This is a genomic window from Hahella ganghwensis DSM 17046 (assembly GCF_000376785.1).
GTDB lineage: Bacteria > Pseudomonadota > Gammaproteobacteria > Pseudomonadales > Oleiphilaceae > Hahella > Hahella ganghwensis.
Genome location: NZ_AQXX01000124.1, coordinates 12,932 through 31,776 on the forward strand (window position 1 = coordinate 12,932; position 18,845 = coordinate 31,776).

Annotated in this window: 21 protein-coding genes; 10 read left to right on the top strand and 11 right to left on the bottom strand. The window is 50.8% G+C overall.

Annotation, left to right across the window (positions count from 1 at the left end; genetic code table 11):
• Window positions 1-19: 19 nt before the first annotated feature.
• The 6 genes from F566_RS0117580 to F566_RS0117605 are packed head-to-tail and all read left to right on the top strand — an operon-like array spanning window position 20 to window position 4,896.
• A complete protein-coding gene (locus tag F566_RS0117580; protein ID WP_020408331.1) occupies window positions 20-484 on the top strand; it encodes an Lrp/AsnC family transcriptional regulator in 465 nt (154 codons plus the stop codon).
• A gap of 44 nt (window positions 485-528) precedes the next feature.
• Window positions 529-1,113, top strand: coding sequence for a siroheme decarboxylase subunit beta (gene ahbB, locus F566_RS33280; protein ID WP_020408332.1), 585 nt, complete (start codon window positions 529-531; stop codon window positions 1,111-1,113).
• Complete coding sequence (locus F566_RS37185; RefSeq protein WP_020408333.1) at window positions 1,101-1,613, top strand: Lrp/AsnC family transcriptional regulator; 513 nt, start codon at window positions 1,101-1,103, stop codon at window positions 1,611-1,613. The genes ahbB (F566_RS33280) and F566_RS37185 overlap by 13 nt, the downstream gene beginning before the upstream one ends.
• Window positions 1,588-2,166, top strand: a complete 579-nt coding sequence (gene ahbB, locus F566_RS37190; protein WP_020408334.1) for a siroheme decarboxylase subunit beta — start codon at window positions 1,588-1,590, stop codon at window positions 2,164-2,166. Before F566_RS37185 ends, ahbB (F566_RS37190) begins: the two co-directional genes overlap by 26 nt.
• Window positions 2,166-3,323, top strand: coding sequence for a heme d1 biosynthesis radical SAM protein NirJ (gene nirJ, locus F566_RS0117600; protein WP_020408335.1), 1,158 nt, complete (start codon window positions 2,166-2,168; stop codon window positions 3,321-3,323). The genes ahbB (F566_RS37190) and nirJ overlap by 1 nt, the downstream gene beginning before the upstream one ends.
• Before the next feature lie 16 nt (window positions 3,324-3,339).
• Window positions 3,340-4,896 carry a cytochrome D1 domain-containing protein gene (locus F566_RS0117605; protein ID WP_020408336.1) on the top strand — a complete coding sequence of 519 codons (1,557 nt, stop codon included), beginning with the start codon at window positions 3,340-3,342 and terminating at the stop codon, window positions 4,894-4,896.
• Window positions 4,897-5,111: 215 nt separating this feature from the next.
• Here F566_RS0117605 and F566_RS0117610 read toward each other — a convergent pair whose 3' ends face one another.
• From F566_RS0117610 to F566_RS0117630, 5 genes are all read right to left on the bottom strand, one after another.
• Window positions 5,112-5,483 (bottom strand): hypothetical protein, encoded by a 372-nt coding sequence (locus tag F566_RS0117610; protein WP_020408337.1) that lies wholly within the window; start codon window positions 5,481-5,483, stop codon window positions 5,112-5,114.
• Between the two features lie 183 nt (window positions 5,484-5,666).
• The gene (locus tag F566_RS0117615) at window positions 5,667-6,086 is read right to left on the bottom strand and encodes a DUF805 domain-containing protein (RefSeq protein ID WP_020408338.1); all 420 of its coding nucleotides are present in this window, start codon (window positions 6,084-6,086) and stop codon (window positions 5,667-5,669) included.
• Window positions 6,087-6,246: 160 nt separating this feature from the next.
• Window positions 6,247-7,164, bottom strand: a complete 918-nt coding sequence (locus tag F566_RS0117620) for a pseudouridine-5'-phosphate glycosidase (protein WP_020408339.1) — start codon at window positions 7,162-7,164, stop codon at window positions 6,247-6,249.
• Window positions 7,161-8,234 (bottom strand): PfkB family carbohydrate kinase, encoded by a 1,074-nt coding sequence (locus F566_RS0117625; protein ID WP_020408340.1) that lies wholly within the window; start codon window positions 8,232-8,234, stop codon window positions 7,161-7,163. Before F566_RS0117625 ends, F566_RS0117620 begins: the two co-directional genes overlap by 4 nt.
• Before the next feature lie 142 nt (window positions 8,235-8,376).
• Window positions 8,377-8,973, bottom strand: coding sequence for a hypothetical protein (locus tag F566_RS0117630; RefSeq protein WP_020408341.1), 597 nt, complete (start codon window positions 8,971-8,973; stop codon window positions 8,377-8,379).
• A 240-nt stretch (window positions 8,974-9,213) separates the two neighbouring features.
• On the opposite strand from F566_RS0117630, the gene groES reads away from it, so the two are divergent.
• Entirely contained in the window at window positions 9,214-9,528 is a 315-nt protein-coding gene (groES, locus tag F566_RS0117635; protein WP_020408342.1) for a co-chaperone GroES, read from the top strand.
• The gene (gene groL / locus F566_RS0117640) at window positions 9,525-11,153 is read left to right on the top strand and encodes a chaperonin GroEL (protein ID WP_020408343.1); all 1,629 of its coding nucleotides are present in this window, start codon (window positions 9,525-9,527) and stop codon (window positions 11,151-11,153) included. The genes groES and groL overlap by 4 nt, the downstream gene beginning before the upstream one ends.
• Before the next feature lie 40 nt (window positions 11,154-11,193).
• Here groL and F566_RS0117645 read toward each other — a convergent pair whose 3' ends face one another.
• From F566_RS0117645 to F566_RS0117660, 3 genes are all read right to left on the bottom strand, one after another.
• Window positions 11,194-11,799, bottom strand: coding sequence for a hypothetical protein (locus F566_RS0117645; protein WP_020408344.1), 606 nt, complete (start codon window positions 11,797-11,799; stop codon window positions 11,194-11,196).
• Window positions 11,800-12,212: 413 nt separating this feature from the next.
• The gene (locus F566_RS0117655) at window positions 12,213-12,950 is read right to left on the bottom strand and encodes an alpha/beta fold hydrolase (RefSeq protein ID WP_020408346.1); all 738 of its coding nucleotides are present in this window, start codon (window positions 12,948-12,950) and stop codon (window positions 12,213-12,215) included.
• 58 nt (window positions 12,951-13,008) lie between these two features.
• Window positions 13,009-13,392, bottom strand: a complete 384-nt coding sequence (locus F566_RS0117660; RefSeq protein WP_020408347.1) for a YybH family protein — start codon at window positions 13,390-13,392, stop codon at window positions 13,009-13,011.
• Between the two features lie 112 nt (window positions 13,393-13,504).
• Here F566_RS0117660 and F566_RS0117665 point away from each other — a divergent pair, with 112 nt between their 5' ends.
• Window positions 13,505-14,407, top strand: a complete 903-nt coding sequence (locus F566_RS0117665) for a LysR family transcriptional regulator (RefSeq protein WP_026180103.1) — start codon at window positions 13,505-13,507, stop codon at window positions 14,405-14,407.
• 150 nt (window positions 14,408-14,557) lie between these two features.
• Window positions 14,558-14,899 carry a hypothetical protein gene (locus tag F566_RS0117670; RefSeq protein ID WP_020408349.1) on the top strand — a complete coding sequence of 114 codons (342 nt, stop codon included), beginning with the start codon at window positions 14,558-14,560 and terminating at the stop codon, window positions 14,897-14,899.
• 79 nt (window positions 14,900-14,978) lie between these two features.
• On the opposite strand, the gene F566_RS0117675 is transcribed toward F566_RS0117670, so the two are convergent.
• The 3 genes from F566_RS0117675 to F566_RS0117685 form a co-directional block, all read right to left on the bottom strand.
• The gene (locus F566_RS0117675; RefSeq protein ID WP_157496857.1) at window positions 14,979-16,220 is read right to left on the bottom strand and encodes a family 16 glycosylhydrolase; all 1,242 of its coding nucleotides are present in this window, start codon (window positions 16,218-16,220) and stop codon (window positions 14,979-14,981) included.
• 140 nt (window positions 16,221-16,360) lie between these two features.
• Window positions 16,361-17,824, bottom strand: a complete 1,464-nt coding sequence (locus F566_RS0117680) for a carbohydrate-binding protein (protein ID WP_020408351.1) — start codon at window positions 17,822-17,824, stop codon at window positions 16,361-16,363.
• A gap of 606 nt (window positions 17,825-18,430) precedes the next feature.
• Window positions 18,431-18,760, bottom strand: coding sequence for a hypothetical protein (locus F566_RS0117685; RefSeq protein WP_020408352.1), 330 nt, complete (start codon window positions 18,758-18,760; stop codon window positions 18,431-18,433).
• Window positions 18,761-18,845: the final 85 nt, after the last annotated feature.

Below are 18,845 nucleotides of genomic sequence, written 5' to 3' on the forward strand. Positions count from 1 at the left end.
ATCGGAAGGAGACGACTCAATGAACCAGATCGCCCTCACTGAGCGGGAAAAGCAACTTCTCACCCATTACCAGCGAGGATTCCCGCGCACTTCCCGGCCGTTCCGTACCATTGCCAGGGAACTCTCGTGCAGCGAAGACGACGTTCTGAACAGTTTCAGGCGATTACAGGAGGCTGGCGTCATTTCCCGGCTGGGACCGGTATTCAATCATCGTAAAGCAGGCACCAGCACACTTGCCGCCATCTCAGTTCCTGACCGTGAGCTCGAGAATGTGGCCGCGCTCATCAACAGTTATCCGGAGGTTAATCATAACTACCAGCGCGAACACACTTTCAATCTCTGGTTTGTGATAACGGCGCCAGATGTGTCCCTGCTGGACGAGGTTATTCAGGACATTGAAAAGAAGACCGGACACCCGGTGCTGAGGCTTCCCATGGTGAAACCCTACCACATCGACCTGGGATTCAAACCGGATTTTGATTAGTGGCGTGTAAAAACGCCCGGATATAGAGAGAAAGGAGGTTCGTGATGCTGAATCAAAAAGGTCGCCATCCAGTGCCGGATCTAATGCCTTCACTGTCCTGCAATTTACCGGTCGACCGACCTTCCGCTATTCATCACCTGAAGTTGCTGCTACAGGAAGGATTGCCTCTGGTTGCCCAACCTTACCAACACCTGGCCGAGCAAACCGGTCTGACCGAAGCTGAGGTCATCAGGCAACTCGATCACTGGTGCGCAGATAACCTCATTCGCCGGTTTGGCATTGTGATCAATCATCACCGGATCGGTTATACCAGCAATGCCATGGTGGTTTGGCAGATCCCTAAATCGAAGATCGACCAGGTGGGTTCAGATATCAGCGCAACCGGCCTGGTGTCCCTATGCTACCAGCGTCAAAGCGGCGGCTCGCAGTGGCCTTACAACCTGTACTGCATGCTTCACGGTAAGCATCGTCAGGAAGTCCTGCAACGTCTGAAAAAGCTACAGACTTCCTGCCACCTGGAGGATACCCCTCACGCCGTGCTGTTCAGTACCCGCCAGTTTAAGCAATGCGGAGGCAGGTACAACGGCTCAATCGATTCCATCAGACAGGAGCGACCATGCAGACAATGACATCAAATTCAGGGAATAAGCAGAACGCATGTCGGGCACCTGACGTCCAGCCTTCTCTGGACGAGCTCGACCGGCAGATCATCAATCACCTGCAGAAAGGTCTTCCGGTCTGTGATACCCCTTATGCCAAGGCGGCTGAGGCACTGAACATCACTGAAACCACGCTACTGGAACGACTGAATACACTGATCAACACCGGTTACCTCACCCGTTTTGGTCCCATGTACCACGCGGAAAGACTCGGAGGTGCACTCACTCTGGCCGCCATGAAGGTGCCGCCATCGGCCGTTGCCACCGTCGCGGACATCATCAACAGCCATCCGGAAGTGGCCCATAACTATGAAAGGGATCATGAGTTTAATCTCTGGTTTGTCATCGCTACCGAGCATCCTCATCAGATTGAGGAAGTCACGACGGCAATCGCCACGGAATCAGGATACCCGGTGTTTAACCTACCCAAGCAGAGGGAATTCTATGTGGGACTCTACTTTCACGCCTGACCAGACTGTTACAGGGCCTGCGGCCCCAATGCCAGCACAGCCAGCTTCAGAAACATTCGATGTCTGCGGCGAGTTGTCACAGCTCGACCGAACATTGGTACAGCTCACTCAAAAAGGACTGCCGCTGGTTCCACGCCCTTTTGATGAACTCGCAGAGCAACTCGGAACCACTGCAGACGAAATCAAGGCCAGGTTTGAGAGAATGCTGTCCAGCGGTCAGATCCGCCGAATTGGGGCCGTCCCCAATCACTACAAACTGGGTTATCGGGCCAACGCCATGACGGTCTGGGATATTCCCGATCACTGCATTGAAAAAATGGGGGAAAAGATCGGTGCACTTCCCTACGTCAGCCATTGTTATCAACGTCCGCGGATACAGCCTGAATGGCCATACAACCTGTTCGCCATGATCCACGGCCGGCAGAAGTCCGACCTGGCGAGCTATCTAGCCGAGATGAAAGATATACTGGGTGCTGCCTGTCGCAGCCATGATGTGCTCTTCAGCACCCGCATTCTGAAGAAGACCGGACTGAGAATTGCGGGGGGTCGATAATGTTCAGAATCAGCCAATTCATCAAACCGCTAGTGCAGGAGACACCTTTTGTCTGCCGCCCCAAGCCGCAGGCACCGGTGGTCATCTGGAACCTCATCCGCCGCTGCAACCTGACCTGTCGTCATTGCTATACCACTTCGGCAGATATTGATTTCCCCGGTGAGCTCACCACCGAGCAGGTTTACGACGTTCTGCTGGACCTGAAGAACATGGATGTCCCCGCCGTGATTCTCTCGGGCGGAGAGCCTTTGCTGCGGCCGGATATTTTCCTGATCGGGGCATACGCCAAACATCTGGGACTGTACGTGGGGCTATCCAGCAACGGTACACTGATGAGTCCGGATATCGCGAGAGAGATCGGCCGGACCGGATTCAACTATGTCGGCGTCAGTGTAGACGGCCTGGAACAGACCCATGATGAGTTCCGTCAGAAAAAAGGCAGTTTCAGAGACGCCCTCAACGGGATTGAACACTGTAAACAGGCCGGGGTAAAAGTCGGTCTTCGCTTCACTCTGACCGAAAACAATGCCAATGAGTTTCCGGCCATGCTCGACCTGATGCGGGAGCGGGATATCGACAAGTTTTATCTGTCCCACCTGAATTACGCCGGCCGGGGTCGACGAAATCGCAAGCGTGATGCAATGCATCTCACGACCCGCAAAGCGATGGAACAATTGTTCGAGCGGGCTCACGAAGATGCGCTCGATGGCAGACAAACCGAATATGTCACCGGCAACAACGATGCTGATGGACCATTCTTGTTGGCCTGGGCCGCTCAGCGTTATCCACATCGTCTGGAGGAACTGAAAGCACGCTTAATCCACTGGGGCGGCAATGCCTCTGGCATGGGCATCGCCAATATTGATAACACGGGTGAGGTCCACCCGGACACGTTTTGGTGGAACCACAATCTGGGCAACGTCAAAGATCGGCCCTTCTCGGAAATCTGGCGCAACACCCAGGATCCTTTTATGACAGGGCTGCGAAGCCAGCCACGGCCCCTCCGTGGTCGATGCCGAACCTGTGCCGTCAGAAATATGTGCAATGGGAATACCCGAGTACGAGGGTTTACGCACAGTGAAGGCGATTTCTGGGCAGAGGATCCGGGGTGCTATCTCACTGAGGAGGAAATCCGCCAGCCCGCCTTTATCAATTGACCCGAAGGAAATCGTCGTGACCAGAGTGACCACCAACAAACACACAACCCAAAGGTTCTTTACCCGTTTCCGTGGAAGTGCAATCGTCGGACTCTGTTTGATTGGACTCTCAGTAGAGGGGTTCGCTCAAGCGCCAGTTGACCAGCTTACCCAACCAGACACTACAGCCGCCCTTTACCAGACCCATTGTGCCAGCTGCCACCATCCCCAACGGCTGGGAGGTCTGGGACCGGCACTGCTGCCGGAGAACCTGAGTCGTCTCAAACCACAGCATGCCATCGAGACCATACTGCAGGGACGCCCCGCCACTCAGATGCCCGCATTCAGTGAGCATCTTAGCCAGGAGCAGGCAGCAAAACTCGCCGAATTTCTGTACCAGCCGTCCCCTGCCCCCGTTACCTGGGACGAAGCAGATATCCGCGACAGTCATCAGGTTTATTTCCCAGCGGAGAGTCTGGGTCATCGTCCACTGTTCGAGGCCGACCTGATGAATCTTTTCATTGTTGTGGAAAGCGGTGACCATCACGCTACTCTGCTGGACGGCGATACTTTTACCCCGATACATCGGTTTAAAACCCGCTACGCCCTTCACGGAGGTCCAAAGTTCTCACCTGACGGCCGCTATGTCTATTTCGCCTCACGGGACGGGTGGATCAGTCAGTTTGACATCTACAATCTGAAAACCGTGGCCGAAATCCGGGCAGGCATCAATACACGCAATCTGGCTCTGTCAGCCGATGGTCGCTGGGTGATGGTAGCCAATTACCTGCCTCACACCCTGACCATTCTGGATGCAGACAGATTAGAGGTCATTAAAACGATCCCCGTGAAGGCCGGCGATGCCACTTCCCGAGTCAGTGCCGTCTACACTGCCCCGCAAAGACACAGCTTCATTGCCGCTCTAAAAGATTTTCGGGAAGTCTGGGAAATCCAATATGACACCCCGGGGTTTCCGATCCGGAAAATGGCGACCGAGGATTATCTGGATGACTTTTTCTTTGACCAGCAATACCGTCATTTAATCGGTACCTCACGCAGCGGCGAAACCGGTCAGGTCATTGAGCTCGACAGCGGTTCCACAATTGCCACGCTGGACCTTCCCGGTATGCCTCATCTGGGGTCAGGAATCAGTTTGGAAAGTCAGCATGGACCATTACTGCTCACTCCCCATTTAAGGGAAGGCGCAGTGTCAGTGATCAACATGACAGATTGGCGGCCGGTTAAAACAATCTCCACATTTGGCCCTGGCTTCTTCGCACGCAGCCATGACGGATCGCCTTATGCCTGGGTTGATGTATTTTTCGGGCCACACAAGGACAAGCTGCACGTCATTGATAAGAACACCCTGGAGATCATTTCAACCATCACCCCGGAGCCAGGAAAAACCGCCGCTCATGTTGAGTTCACCAAAGATGGCAGATACGCCCTGGTCAGCCTGTGGGAAATGGAAGGCGCATTGATAGTGTATGACGCCAAAAGTCTGAAGGAAGTGACCCGAATCCCCATGTCGAAACCGTCTGGCAAGTACAACGTGTACAATAAAACGCACTATGTGAGCGGCACCAGCCATTAGGCTTGTTGAATCACATCTCCCGAATTCAGTAAAGTTTCGGGGAACTAGGGAACCTCTGAAAACGTTAGCGAGGCCGCCAGTGCAAGGAAAAAGTCGTCGGAAAAAGCGCAGTTTATCGTGAATAAATGAGCATTTGAGCCGACTTTTGACGCCGCAATGGCAACGCAAATAGTTTTTCAGAGATTCCCTAGATACTAGAAATCAGAAATCTTTGCTCAGTCCTCCTGCTGATCAGCAGAAGGAGTGGGTTCGGCGGAATCGACGCTGAAGAAGAAAAAACAACCTCCCAGCACCGCAATTCCATAAAGTCCCATCAGAATCATCTGACTGCTTTCCGACAAATGATATGATCCTCCGATAAATCCTGCCAATGTGCCCAGTATCGCGCAGAGTAAAGCGATAAAAGCCGTAAGTCGGGCAATAAGGATTGCCAGTACATCAAACACTTTCACAAACATCGAGGCTAATGTGAACGCACTGACGATCAACAACATAGAGGACCACAACCCTCCGCCGAACAACCGAATGCAATAGAGACTGAGAGAAATCATCAATAGCGACAGCAGCAATTTCAGTACGAATTTCATCTGTATTTTCTCCGTTCAGCTCGTTCAAACCATTCAGCTCATTCAAGAAATAGCGACGACAGGTGATATCCGTACACTTTATGAGTTTTCTGCCACTTCTCCAGTCATTCGGAACAAAGATAAAAAAAGGCGACCATTGGTCGCCCTTTTTAATACTTGACGCTTTTCTAAGCAATCAATCTATTAGGCACTCGGCATGCCGAAGCGGTTTGCGCCAGTATCTCCCGGTAGGAATCCATTTTCCACCAATGCCCAGATAAAACCGATCACAGGAATAAAGTTAATCAAAAACCACCAGCCAGATTTATCTCTGTCATGCCAACGTTTGACCTGAAGAGCCAGAGAGATCCATATAATGGGGATGTACAGCACCAGGAACAGTATATTCATCGCTTGCTCATCCACACCCATGACAGCAAGGATAAAACCGAGAATAAAAGCAATGACCATCATGCCCACCGTCATTCCGAGAGCGGTCAGCCAATAAGTCTTGCGTCCAATTCTTCCTGTGAAGGAAAACAGAATCTGCATGATCGTGAGCTTTGCGTAGGTGATATTGCCACTGTCCAGGTTGGCGTCAGGCGCCTTATATACATTTTCCATTACTTAACTCCATTTTTTTCAATTTTTTCGTTTTGCCTAATGAAAGATTAAACCGGCGAAGCTATTCTCCGAGAATCTTAATTTTTATAAAAGATAGTATTTGTAACTATTTGTCATTTTTTGGGCAAACAGGAAATTCTCAAAAAATCAATCACCTGAGCTATCTGGCTTGTTCCAGCTCGCTCGCAATCTGTGAGGCCAAACGGGCATTATTCAGCACCAGTTGAATGTTACTCTCCAGGCTGGAACCGCCTGTGAGCTCAGCAACCCTTTTCAATAGAAAAGGCGTCGATTCTTTACCACTGATCTGTTGCTGCTCAGCTTCCTGCAGTGCCTGTTGAATCGCCTGATCGATAACCGATTTTTCCATTGCATACTGTTCAGGAATCGGGTTCGCGATGACGGCACCGCCCTGCAACCCCATTTGCCACTTGGCAGATAAAAATGCGGCGATTTTCTTTGGATCATCAATCCGGTAATCCACACTCTGATCACTCTCACGGGTGTAAAACGCCGGTAATTTATCGGTCTGATACCCCAATACGGGAACTCCTTGGGTTTCCAGATATTCTCGAGTGAGTCCCAGATCCAGAATGGACTTGGCGCCGGCGCAGACCACCGCCACACTGGTGTGGGCCAGTTCCTGAAGATCAGCAGATATATCAAACGTCTGCTGAGCTCCGCGATGTACCCCGCCAATGCCTCCGGTGGCGAAAATCCGAATTCCCGCCATGGCCGCAATGATCATCGTCGCCGCAACCGTGGTGGCACCGTGCTGTCCTGTGGCGACAACGTACGGCAGGTCACGCCGGGAGCATTTGGTCACAGATAAACCGGCCCGGGCCAGTACGTCGATTTCATCAGGACTCAATCCAGCTTTCAGTCGGCCGTCAATAACGGCAATGGTCGCAGGCACAGCCCCGTTATCTCTAACCACCTGCTCCACTCTTTTCGCCGTTTCAGCATTTTCCGGCCAGGGCATGCCATGGGAGATAATGGTACTTTCCAAAGCCACAACCGGTTGGTAATTTTTCAACGCTTCGCTGACTTCAGCACTGATGTCCAATTTGTACGTCATAATTTCTCCGTCCAACGTAAAGCCTGTTCTAAATTGAGTTCCGGGTTAACTGCATGTTTTGAAGACAGTGTCATCGCCGCACAAGCCAATCCCAATACCGCCTGTTCGCGCACTGGCATCTGCTCCAGTTCCGCGTATACACACCCTGCCATGAGCGCGTCACCTGCACCGGTATCGCTGACCAATTCAGTCGCATATGAGGGTTGTTCAATGTAATCGTCCGCTGTTGCCAGAATCAGCCCCTGGTTGCCACGGCTGAAGAGCACTTTCTTCACCCCGCGACTGAGAAGTTGGTGAATCATATCGCTATCCGATCCATCGCTTCCCAAAATTGCCCGCGCTTCAGCACGATTAACCTTGAGTAGATGCAGTTTATGCAGTAACGGCACCAGACGCGGAGCCTTGGATTCAGAAACCGCATCTGCAGAGAGTGCGCAATTGAAAGACTGAGTCGATATCCAGCTAATCAGCGCTGCTGAACAATTGGCTTCAATAACGATGTGGGTTGCAGATTGAAGCAGCGACTGGCGCTCGATGAGATCTTGTGCACTTAGTGCGTCAATGACCTCCATATCTGCAACGGCTCCTTGCAGCTCCCCCTGGGAGTTATTGATTGCCAGATAGGTTCCGGTACGGTGCTGGGGTTTAATCAGACAATATTCGGTACTGATGCCGCATTGCCGAATCTGATCAAGAAGCCACTGTCCTCGGGAATCATTCCCCACAGCAGACAATAAATGCGTCACAATTCCGAGGCGAACCAGGTTCTCAGCAATGTTGCGGCCCACGCCTCCTGCGGTCTGAGATATCCCCCCTGGATTGGAGTCACCAGCAAGGTAACCACTCAGGCAGGTTCCAGTCAGATCCACATTTGCACCGCCAAGGACGACGATGTTTTTTTGCGCGGGAAAAATGTATCCCTTGCCGAGAATCTTACCTTTACGGGTCAGTCGCATTATATGCCCGGCAACGGATTCCCTGGACATGCCCAGCTGATCGGCAATCTGCTGCTGACTGGCCATTGGATGACGCTGCAAAGTCTGGAGAACGAGTTGTTCTTGAGGATTCATACTGTGCCTGAGCGCCCATGTTGACCTTGAATGCCAACAAAATAACAAAAGTTAAAACACCAAACAATTGTTATTTTCAAATCATACTGACGACCAGATAAGTTTCAGCCGTGTGAAAAGTGGCGGCTTTACCAGAGTTGAGTTACTGAAGGGTGTCTTTATCTGCCAGCTGGATTCCCAGCGTCCGCAGTTGATCCGCAATGCGAGGATCCTGAGTCTGACGCCAACGCTGGTACAACATCAGCACATCATTGGCATCAAATATCACCTGTCTTGAACAGGCTTTGGCAATCAGCTCCAAAATACGGACAAACTTTTCAGCCAGTTCGGAGAATATATGGCGGTTTTGCTGAGCATTTTCTGAAAGGTAGTCATAGGCTCCGCCTCCCATACCAACAAAGTAGTCTTTCAATATGCCGCGGCGGGTATAGTTTTCCGGGAATACGGCACCGAGGAACAATGCCAGATCTCCCAGTTGCCTTAAAATCAGGCAGCGTTCCCAGGAGTGCCTTGCCTCATTGGCATCCTTGTATAACAACGCAAGGGGCCGAATACTGACTTGTCCGCAGTCATAACTGAAGAGTTGATCACTGTCCCCAAAACGGGCAAGCATATTTCCCAGATACCAGAGAGTGTCTTCATGGGGCGTGGGTGTCATTTCCTGCCCACACTCCTGTAGTCTTTCCCGAAAATAATCGGCTAAAGTCATTTCAAAGGTTGGCTGTGACGATAAAGGCATATGCACTACTCCTTTGGATGATCTCCTTTAAGTAAGTATATGTAGAGATTAGTGAATGCCGCCAGATATTAAAAAGTCTTAAGACAGCAAAAAAAATTTATCCTCCCCTTGAAAAGTGTTTGGGCGATCTTATTTAACGGTTCGGAAGTCATCTCATCGTTCGATCTGAACCTGGCTTCCGAATTCCATTCGACATGATATTTCATATGTGTTTTCGTAATTTTTTATGGAGGAAATCCAATGAGTATCAAGCCGCTCTATGATCGGGTGGTTGTTAAGCGTGTCGCTGCAGAGACCACCAGCAAAGGAGGTATAGTCATTCCAGACAATGCCAAGGAAAAATCCACACAAGGGGAGGTTTATGCAGTGGGTGAAGGTGCTCTACTCACCAATGGAGAGCTGCGCCCACTTAATGTCAAAGTGGGAGACCGAGTCTTGTTTGGCCAATATGCCGGCACTGAAATGAAGTTAGAGGGTGAAACCTACCTGATCATCAAAGAGTCTGACATTTTCGGAGTCATTGAGTCATCAAGCAAGCAGGAGGAAGCAGCATGAGTGCGAAAGCTATCAAGTTTTCCAGCGATGCCCGAGAGCGCATGCTGGCAGGCGTGAATATTCTTGCAGATGCAGTAAAAGCGACTTTAGGCCCTAAGGGGCGAAATGTCATCCTGGACAAAAGCTTTGGGGCGCCTCGAGTAACCAAAGACGGGGTCTCCGTTGCCAAGGAGATAGAACTTAAAGACAAGTTCGAAAACATGGGGGCGCAGATGGTCAAGGAAGTCGCCTCCAAAACAGCCGATGTGGCCGGTGATGGCACAACCACAGCGACCGTATTGGCGCAGTCGATTCTCCGCGAAGGGCATAAGGCTATCGCGGCCGGCATGAACCCCATGGACTTGAAACGCGGGATTGATAGCGCTGTCAAAGCGGCACTTGAGCAATTGAATCACATTTCCAAGCCATGTGCTGACAATAAGTCCATTGGTCAAGTGGCCACCGTGTCAGCGAACTGGAATACCGACATAGGACAGATACTGGCCGATGCGATGGAAAAAGTCGGCCGGGATGGTGTGATCACCGTTGAAGAGGGCAAATCACTTCAGAATGAACTTGAAGTGGTTGAGGGGATGCAATTTGATCGCGGTTATTTATCCCCCTACTTCATCAGCAATCAGGACAAAATGCTGGTTGAGCTGGAAGATCCGTATATCCTGCTTTTCGATAAGAAAATCAGCAATATCAGAGACCTTCTACCAGTACTGGAATCCGTTGCCAAAGCAAGCCGCCCATTACTACTGATTGCCGAGGATATTGAAGGCGAAGCGCTGGCGACACTTGTAGTGAACAACCTGCGCGGCATTTTGAAAGCGGCGGCAGTCAAAGCGCCTGGGTTTGGCGATCGGCGTAAAGCCATGCTGGAAGATATTGCTGTTCTGACCGGAGGCACGGTCATCTCTGAGGAGGTTGGCCTGTCACTCGAAAATGTGGAATTGGAACAGCTTGGCAGCGCCAAACGCGTGGTGATCGGTAAAGACAACACAACCATTGTGGACGGCGGAGGCAAAAAAGCAGACCTCGATACCCGCATCAGTCAAATTCGGGTGGAAATTGAGAATTCCACCTCAGACTATGACCGCGAGAAGCTGCAGGAACGTGTAGCTAAATTGGCCGGTGGTGTTGCTGTCATCAAGGTCGGTGCTGCAACTGAAATCGAAATGAAGGAGAAAAAAGATCTGGTTGATGATGCTTTGCATGCAACTCGTGCTGCGGTGGAAGAAGGTATTGTGCCAGGCGGTGGCATCAGCCTGGTTCGCGCGGCAGATGCCATACGCAAATCCGACATGAAAGGAAGCAATGCTGATCAACAAGTAGGAATTAACATTGCTCTGCGTGCGATGGAAGAACCCTTCCGCCAGATCATCGCCAATGCTGGGGTAGAAGCCAGTGTTGTTCTGCAGAATGTTCGGGCCAACGACAACATTGCCTATGGCTACAATGCGCAAACGGATGAATATGGCGATATGATTGAGCTAGGCATCATCGATCCCACCAAAGTCACACGTACAGCGTTGCAAAACGCTGCCTCAGTGGCTGGACTGATGATTACCACCGAAGCCATGGTCACAGAGCAACCTAAAGAAGATACAAGTGACAATGCATCTTTGCACGACTTAGAATAATTGATTACATCAGGGGCCAGAAGGCCCCTTTTTTTATGCCTTACCAGGGGGCTCCGGTATACTCAACTTTTACCTCTTGCACTTGGTTGCCGCCGGGAGCACCAACACCAATACCTTCTGTTGAACGAACACGGGCGGTCTGCTGCCGTACCGACGCATAGAGCGCGGATATTGTGGTCAATTCAATTGGTGTATTGGCAGCAATCCCACTGATATCCATACCCCAGACACTGACCACTTCATCACCGTTGCCGGTAGCCATGGCCACATGCGCCATGCGGTTGAAAAACACAATATCCCCTGCGCTCATCGCTCCGGGAGTTCCAACCTTATGGGTTTTCCAAACCCAGTCATTTTTATAAATGCTGTCCCAGGATTCGTTACCATTCCAGTGTCTGTGATAAAGCTCCTTGAGTTTTGCTGGGGTAATAGCTCCGGAACAAACGGCAGCATAGAGCGGCAGCTCAAAACAGACCATCATGGTTGTACTGCCCGGCGAGGCAGGCATGGGAGGATCATTACTGGTGACATTGGCCCGATACCACTGACACAGCGTGCTGGCAGGCTCGTGGTTGGTCCAGGTCACAGTTTTATTGTTATTGGCCCACCCTTTCGCCCAGTTACAGACTTTGATTTGCGCTGACATGTATCATTCTCCGTCGATGACAACTTGAGGAACCTCTGTACAACAACCTGCGTTGCTTAACGGCGTAGAAATCTGTTTCGGATTGCTTTGATGTCCACAACCACAGCTTTCTGCAGAATCATCCTTGCTCTGGTGGCCTCGCAGATGTCAGAGGCTCCATGAATCTATTTAGCAGTAGATCAAATTAATAGTAGATCCAAATAATAGTAGACTGGAGTTGCCGCAAATGCTTCCTGATAAATGGATTTTAATGAACCGAAAAAAGCAACGTGGCCAGGGAGTATGGTTGTGCAGGAAAAGGGAGTATGGTCGTGCAGGAAAGCTGTATGGTCGTGCAGGAAAGAAGGCTGCCATCCCTGGCATCTAGTCAGTCCTTCACGGGAGACTGGAAAACAATGATCGGCTTGATGGCGTTACGCCAGATCTTCCTGGATCTGAATCAAATAGGAAGCGAGTTTTACCGGCTGAGAAAAGTTCGGGCAGTGTCCGCTGGCCAAAGAAAAGGTTTGGCGAACACCTCCCTGAGCGGCCATGGCGCGCTGTGCATCCAAAGGAACCGCATTGTCATTAGTAGCTTCAATATAATATTTGGGCACTACACCAAATTTCTCATCGCTCACAGACAATGGCTCAAATAGCGGGGCAGCCGGTTCAGCAACAAAGTACTGGGATGCTTCAGCAAACGCCGCCTCAGGTACATCCTGGGCGAACGCGGCATGCATTTTGTCCTCAGCCACATGGGCTGTGGTCTTATCCTCGGACAAATAGAAGTTTTCCACCGCCAGTGATCCGGTAATGCCCGGCACTGCACCACCAAAGCTTCCGCCATTGGGTAGAAGCATCGCCGCCACATAAACAAGACCACGAATTTTGCCAGGCGAAGCCGCTTCCGCCACCTGACTGATCACCACACCCGCAAAACTATGACCTACGAGGACCACAGGATTTGCTGACGCTTCGACCTCTCTGAGCACGGTGTTCACATAATCCAGCAGATGGATGTCCCCCGCTGGCGTTTTGTCTGCACCATGGCCCGGGAGGTCAGGCGTAACCACTGTATGCCCCATGTCATTCAGCCTTTGCTTGACGTCTTGCCATGCCCAGGCTCCCAACCAGGCACCATGAACCAGAATAAATGTAGCTTGACTCATTATTACTTTACCTCTTTCGTGCATGTCATCATTACGCTCGATGTATAAAAGCCGGCATTCAGTCCTGGGAGATATTCAGTGTCAGAACAGTGAAATCATCCTGAGACAGCTTCCATTCACCGGAATCCTGCTTCACCCACAATTCCTTGCTGATAAATCCGCTGGCAATATTCATCTGCCAGTCAGCAGACAGCACGGCATTTCGTTCATCAATCACTTTGACTTTGATGTTCATATATTCGAGCTCTGCCGGTTGATGCCGGGCGAAATCACGCCAGAACAATGCAATGGCACCAGCCCCGGTAAACTCACCTACCGGTGACACTTTCATCGTGGCTCCTGGCAGATAGCCATTCAGACATCCATCCAGATCACCTCGATTAAATGTCGCCACCCACTCACGACTGGCGGCCATCACCTCTTCAATCACTTTCTGGGACATTTTGGTCTCCTGTTTATCTCATCATTGTTTGCTGTTTTGGCTTGCTGTTTGGTTGGTGAGGAGCATATTATTCGAATTCATTTGAGAGATAATTAGAGCTTTTAAGAACTCAATGTTTAGAAATAATGAACAAAAGACCCTTCCCTATCGGATGCTGGTGTTTCATGAGGTTATAAAATCAGGCTCGTTTACGGGGGCTGCTGAGCGTCTGGGGCACACCCGCTCAGCCATCAGTACTTATATCAGCCAACTGGAATCATTGGTGGGAACTACACTAATGACCCGCAGCACCCGACGCTTGAGCCTGACCCCGGCCGGCCGGCAGTTTGCCCTTCGGTGTGAGCAAATGGCAGAAACGTTGCAGCTTGCGATTGAGGAATTGCAGGATTTTGAGCAGGAACCCCAGGGTCGTATCACCATTACGGCGCCACATGCCTTCGAATCCCTGCTGGTCGAGTCCGTTATTGCAGAGCTTTGTCGGCAGTACCCCAAGCTGATCGCAGATGTCACCTTCTCAGACCAACGTTTGGACCTGTTGGAACACAAACTGGATATGGCGATCTCTGTGGGCCCGCAAAAAGATAGCGACTACCATGCCATTAAGCTGGGAGAGCTGCGCTCATATCTGGTCGCAGCTCCAAAGTATCTGGAGTCTCAGGGAAGCCCTGAGCCGCTGACGTTGAGCCATCACACTCTGATACAGCTCCCCTGGCAGGAAAAAGCAGCCCTTTACTCCGGAGACCAGCGGATTATTCTGCAAACCTCCAGAATAATGAAAGTGAATACACTTCCAGCAGCAATCAACTATGCCATTCACGGATTGGGAGTGTTGCTGGCCCCTTCTATCTTTGTCGCCGATGCTGTACAGGCAGGCAAGCTGGAACGGGCCATGCCGGGCTGGCAGGCGGAGACGAGAGAGGTATTTGCCTTACACACGTTTGGAAAACGTATGCCTTTTATCCTGCGACAGACAGCCGAGCGGCTTAAGCGTCAGTTGGAGGCGATGGGGTATTGATAGGCCTCCTGATTCAAACTGCTTCCTATTCAGGTGAAAGCGCGTCTAAAATACCCTCCCTACATAGTTTATATACCGTTCAATTAGCCAATAGGGATATCACCGGAAGTAACCGGCGAGTGTCCGGCATACACACAGGAGTGTTGATCCATGAATATGAAACTGAGGAATTCAATCGCGGCGCTGATTTGCACAGTCGCCTTTTCAGCCAGTGCTGCGGCGGATCTGGAGATTACGTCGGATACTGTGCAGCGCTCACAGGACGGAAGTAACACCGTTTACACGGGCAACGTGATTCTCACCACTAAAACTGCTAACAACATTGAAATCACTTCAGAACAAATAGATTCCCAGGGCGACAGCCAAGTGTTTTCAGGAGAAGTGATCATCAGTCTGGACAATCAGCAGGTCATGACGAACAAGGCCATCGTCACAAATACCAGTGAGGGGATAGAGATTAATATGGATCAGGCGACGATCAGCACACTGTAGTACTGGCAACAGTACATGCCATTCTGAGTATGGGAGGCCCTCCGCCAGCAATTGCCTGGCAGAGGGCCTCCCCAGGGTATTACTGATAGACCCTGACATAATCCACATACATTTTTTGTGGAAACTGGCTGCCTCCATCAGGACTACCCGGCCAAGTGCCCCCCACCGCCACATTCAGCAGAAACCAGAATGGCTGGTCATACACCCATTGACCATACTGCTCGACCTGAGCCCGGGTGACAGAGTAAAACTGATGGTCATCGACAAACCAGCGAATGCCGTCACTATTCCATTCCACCGCAAATACATGGTAGTTGGCATCTACGATCTCTCCCACATCATGAGTTCCTGCGATAGGCGTGTTACCTGAGTATCCGGGTCCATGTAATGCACCATGGGTCAGAGTCGGTTCAAAGCCCACATGCTCCATAATGTCAATCTCGCCCCCTTGCGGCCAACCCACAGATCCAAAGCTGTCACCCAGCATCCAGAAAGCTGGCCAGATTCCCTGGGTCTGGGGTAATTTGATCCGAGCCTCCATACGCCCGTACTTGAACGATTTCTTGTCTCTCGAAATCAATCGCGTTGAGGTATAACGACAGGACCCATACCAGCAGTTATACCCGGCGGGATTTTCCTGCTTGGCTTCAATCACCAGTACATTGCTGCCAGCCTGGTCATCGTAGGTGATATACGCGTTCTGGCCATTGGTGTAGTACTGCAGCTCTTGATTTCCCCAGCCACCGCCACCGGTTTTAAAGGTCCAGTTGCTCATATCGAGAGTATCGAATTCATCGCTCCAGACAGGATCGTTGTTACCACCATCATCTTCCTTGACCACTTCCACCCAGTTGAAATTCCAGCCTGAGCTGACCGCATAGACTCCCAAACTGTAACTACCGGCATTGATATGGGTAGTGAACTCCACAGTTTTCCAGTTCTGCCAACCACCTGTTGCCGGAATATTCACTGATCCCAGCACAATATTGCCACCATTAAGGTCGACCGAAGCATTTCCGCCACTAATACTGGCCACTCGCATTTTGACCCGATAGGTTCCAGTGGAGGGTATCGTCAAGTTATTGTATGCCAGCCACTCAGTCGCCTCGATCCAGCCGAGATTGAAGCCTCCTCCAGCATCAGTTGTCGCTTCAATATCAACGTCATCGGCACGATAACCCCCTCCGCTGTTACCAGGTGTTGTATCAAAAAAGTAGTCATAGTCTTCCGCCTGGAACACCTGCGCCTGAGCGCTTGCCGTCAGACACCCGGCAAAAAGTGCAGATACCAAAGCAGGTACATAATTACGTTGTATCATCATGAAATCCCTTATATTAAGCGTCGCTCCACCCCTTCACTGAACGATGGTGAAGAGACGATTGATTCATCGCCCGCTTACGGACAAATGTGCATGTGTACAGGTTAAAAGTGCCGCCCGGGTTAAGCCCCGGGCGAGTGGATTTACTGAGGGCAGTAGAAAGTCACTTCGTAACTTAGGTCCGTCGCTGCCGGACAGCTCGACAATCCATACCCATCGTCATAGGCATAAGCGTATGTTTCACAATGGGAGTGAATCATGTTGCGATAGTCAGTACGATCTGCCGGCCCGGAGCTGCATTCATCCGGGCTGATCGGCGGGGTTGGACAGGTATACATTTTCGCCTGGGGATCAGGAGGACTGTATGTCTGAAACCCATCGGCCCAGTGGCCGAAAGTCAGCTTGGCGGCCGGGGAGTAACAACCGGCAACCGCGCCAGAACTGGGATTGAATACCCTCATATCCACATTGGAAAGATGCGGGAACTGGCCATCCGTACTGAGATCTTCATTCATCGGACAGTCAGCAACTCGCAAAGAGGAGCAGTCGATTTCTCCACCTTCAGGCCCGCCGGGACCATATACCGGAGCCGGTTGTGGACCGACAGGGCAATGCCCATTGACGACGACCTTCACCGGCACTGTAAACCCATCCACCATACTGGAGTTCCACCAGTCTCCCCTGCCCAAAACCTGATCAGGAGCGGATGGATTTTTCGCACAGTCACTGTCGTTGATGCCCGGAATACAACCAAACGTAGCTTCAAACTTTGAATCAATAGGAGGCGCGCATCCCTCCGGAGGGCAGGTAAAGCCTAAATCGGCAGGTCCACCACTGGCTCCGACGACACAATTGTGACCATTGGCGTCACAGCCAAAACCAGGCCAGAACCTCATTGACGGCAAACCTTTGTCGGGAATGTCATATTCAATGGATTGGCCGCTCGACAGGCGGTGTCGGTTCGGACCGTTAAACTGCACTCCTGGTGCTGTCAGCCATTGCACCCACATGGGTTCATCACAGCCGTTGACAACTTTCAGGCGCTTGTGGGTTCCGTTGGGATCTCCCGGTTCACCGCTATTCCCATCTTCAGGAACGATTTCGATCCAGTTGAAGTTCCAGTTTGCTGAGGTAGCGTAGACTCCCAGGTTATGGGTTCCTGCCTGAATGTCGACGGTTGCCGAGATGGTGGTCCAGTTCTGCCAGCCACCGGTATCCGGTATATCAAATTCCTTCAACACCGTCTGGCCGGCGTTCAGATCAACTGATGCTCTGGCCCCTCCCTGGCTAGCCACCCGCACTCTGACAATGTACCTTCCTGCGCTGGGTATCTGCAGGTTTTCATAGACCAGCCACTCGCCACGATCGATCCAACCAACATTAAACCCACCACCCACATCGGCGGTTGCCTCTACATCCACATCATCTGATCGGTAAGCACCACCGGTATTCCCCGGGGTGGTATCAAAAAAAACGTTATAGTCCTCTGCCTGAAACAGCGTCGCACTGACATTGGCAGACATCAGGACCGCCATACTGCTGCTGGCAAACAGCCACTTTGCGCATTTGAAACAGCTTCTGAAGAAGCTTTTTGAGTGTGGTGTCATATTTACGAACCCTCCTTTGGTGTGTTTTCGTCAAGGTTTCTGACGAATGCAATCCTGCTAACTTCATCTCTACTCCCAAGCTCGCCCGGATAACCTGTGCGATTTATCCGTCGATTTCCTGGTTCGTTCAGACGTCAGGATTCAAAGCCAATTAAGCGTCAATCAGTTTTCTCACTGACAGGTAGCGAGTAACCGCAACCAGCAAGTGAAGTCGTAGGAAGTGCCACATGGAATGTCGTATAGGTATAACGTCAGACATAAGGTGTTACCTTGTTATTTTTTATGTTGTAGACCTTACACTGTCTTATGAAAGCGCTTTCATAAAATCATGAAAAAATGTTCGACTGTCAACGCAAACCGGATAAAAAACATACACTAGGAGAGAAAGATCTTAGAAAACTAGTAATTAATTCATAGAGATAGATTTTTGTAACAAATTCTTAAAACTTTCTTGCAAAACCTTTAAGGGAACAATTGATTGTATTCTAAACGAATCAAAGCCGGAGTTAGGCACCGGTAGTGAAGAGAGAAAGTGGAGCGCTGACCGGTGTCAGACTCGCAGAGTCAGACACCTTGAAAAGTTCTACGTAGTTGTTACGGGTAAGTTTATCCTTGCCTCAATGCTGCTTCCGGCTGATCAAATCGCTCCTGCTGATAATCCCCGGCAGTTACGCTGATGACAAGTCCCAGCACGACATATATCAGCATGCGTCTGACATAACCGACCCTTTTACGAATCCGTTCGGGCCAGTCTTCGCTGTTTTTGATGCCGCTGAAGACCATCCACCAAGCCTGGTTAACACCGACTCGGCTACCATCACTTTTTCGGTAGTTGATCAGCAGAATCAGATTAACCATAAATATGGGAAGCGATACGAGAGCAACACCAATTGCCACAATACTGATCATAGTTAACAACGTGAGCTCCAGGGCCATCAAAATCTCCTAGTAGGACCTGCAAATAAGATCTGCAAATAGAACCTGCAAAAACAGCAACGTCCATTGCCGCTATTGTACTTCT

Coding starts and splice junctions, on each gene's coding strand:
- F566_RS0117655 (WP_020408346.1), bottom strand. CDS start 12,950: ATGAGTCAAGCTACATTTATTCTGGTTCATGGTGCCTGGTTGGGAGCC.
- F566_RS0117665 (WP_026180103.1), top strand. CDS start 13,505: ATGTTTAGAAATAATGAACAAAAGACCCTTCCCTATCGGATGCTGGTG.
- F566_RS0117675 (WP_157496857.1), bottom strand. CDS start 16,220: ATGATGATACAACGTAATTATGTACCTGCTTTGGTATCTGCACTTTTT.
- F566_RS0117685 (WP_020408352.1), bottom strand. CDS start 18,760: ATGGCCCTGGAGCTCACGTTGTTAACTATGATCAGTATTGTGGCAATT.
- F566_RS0117630 (WP_020408341.1), bottom strand. CDS start 8,973: ATGCCTTTATCGTCACAGCCAACCTTTGAAATGACTTTAGCCGATTAT.
- F566_RS0117610 (WP_020408337.1), bottom strand. CDS start 5,483: ATGAAATTCGTACTGAAATTGCTGCTGTCGCTATTGATGATTTCTCTC.
- F566_RS37185 (WP_020408333.1), top strand. CDS start 1,101: ATGCAGACAATGACATCAAATTCAGGGAATAAGCAGAACGCATGTCGG.
- F566_RS0117615 (WP_020408338.1), bottom strand. CDS start 6,086: ATGGAAAATGTATATAAGGCGCCTGACGCCAACCTGGACAGTGGCAAT.
- F566_RS0117680 (WP_020408351.1), bottom strand. CDS start 17,824: ATGACACCACACTCAAAAAGCTTCTTCAGAAGCTGTTTCAAATGCGCA.
- F566_RS0117625 (WP_020408340.1), bottom strand. CDS start 8,234: ATGAATCCTCAAGAACAACTCGTTCTCCAGACTTTGCAGCGTCATCCA.
- F566_RS0117620 (WP_020408339.1), bottom strand. CDS start 7,164: ATGACGTACAAATTGGACATCAGTGCTGAAGTCAGCGAAGCGTTGAAA.
- F566_RS0117580 (WP_020408331.1), top strand. CDS start 20: ATGAACCAGATCGCCCTCACTGAGCGGGAAAAGCAACTTCTCACCCAT.
- F566_RS0117670 (WP_020408349.1), top strand. CDS start 14,558: ATGAATATGAAACTGAGGAATTCAATCGCGGCGCTGATTTGCACAGTC.
- groL (WP_020408343.1), top strand. CDS start 9,525: ATGAGTGCGAAAGCTATCAAGTTTTCCAGCGATGCCCGAGAGCGCATG.
- ahbB (WP_020408334.1), top strand. CDS start 1,588: ATGTGGGACTCTACTTTCACGCCTGACCAGACTGTTACAGGGCCTGCG.
- ahbB (WP_020408332.1), top strand. CDS start 529: ATGCTGAATCAAAAAGGTCGCCATCCAGTGCCGGATCTAATGCCTTCA.
- F566_RS0117660 (WP_020408347.1), bottom strand. CDS start 13,392: ATGTCCCAGAAAGTGATTGAAGAGGTGATGGCCGCCAGTCGTGAGTGG.
- nirJ (WP_020408335.1), top strand. CDS start 2,166: ATGTTCAGAATCAGCCAATTCATCAAACCGCTAGTGCAGGAGACACCT.
- groES (WP_020408342.1), top strand. CDS start 9,214: ATGAGTATCAAGCCGCTCTATGATCGGGTGGTTGTTAAGCGTGTCGCT.
- F566_RS0117645 (WP_020408344.1), bottom strand. CDS start 11,799: ATGTCAGCGCAAATCAAAGTCTGTAACTGGGCGAAAGGGTGGGCCAAT.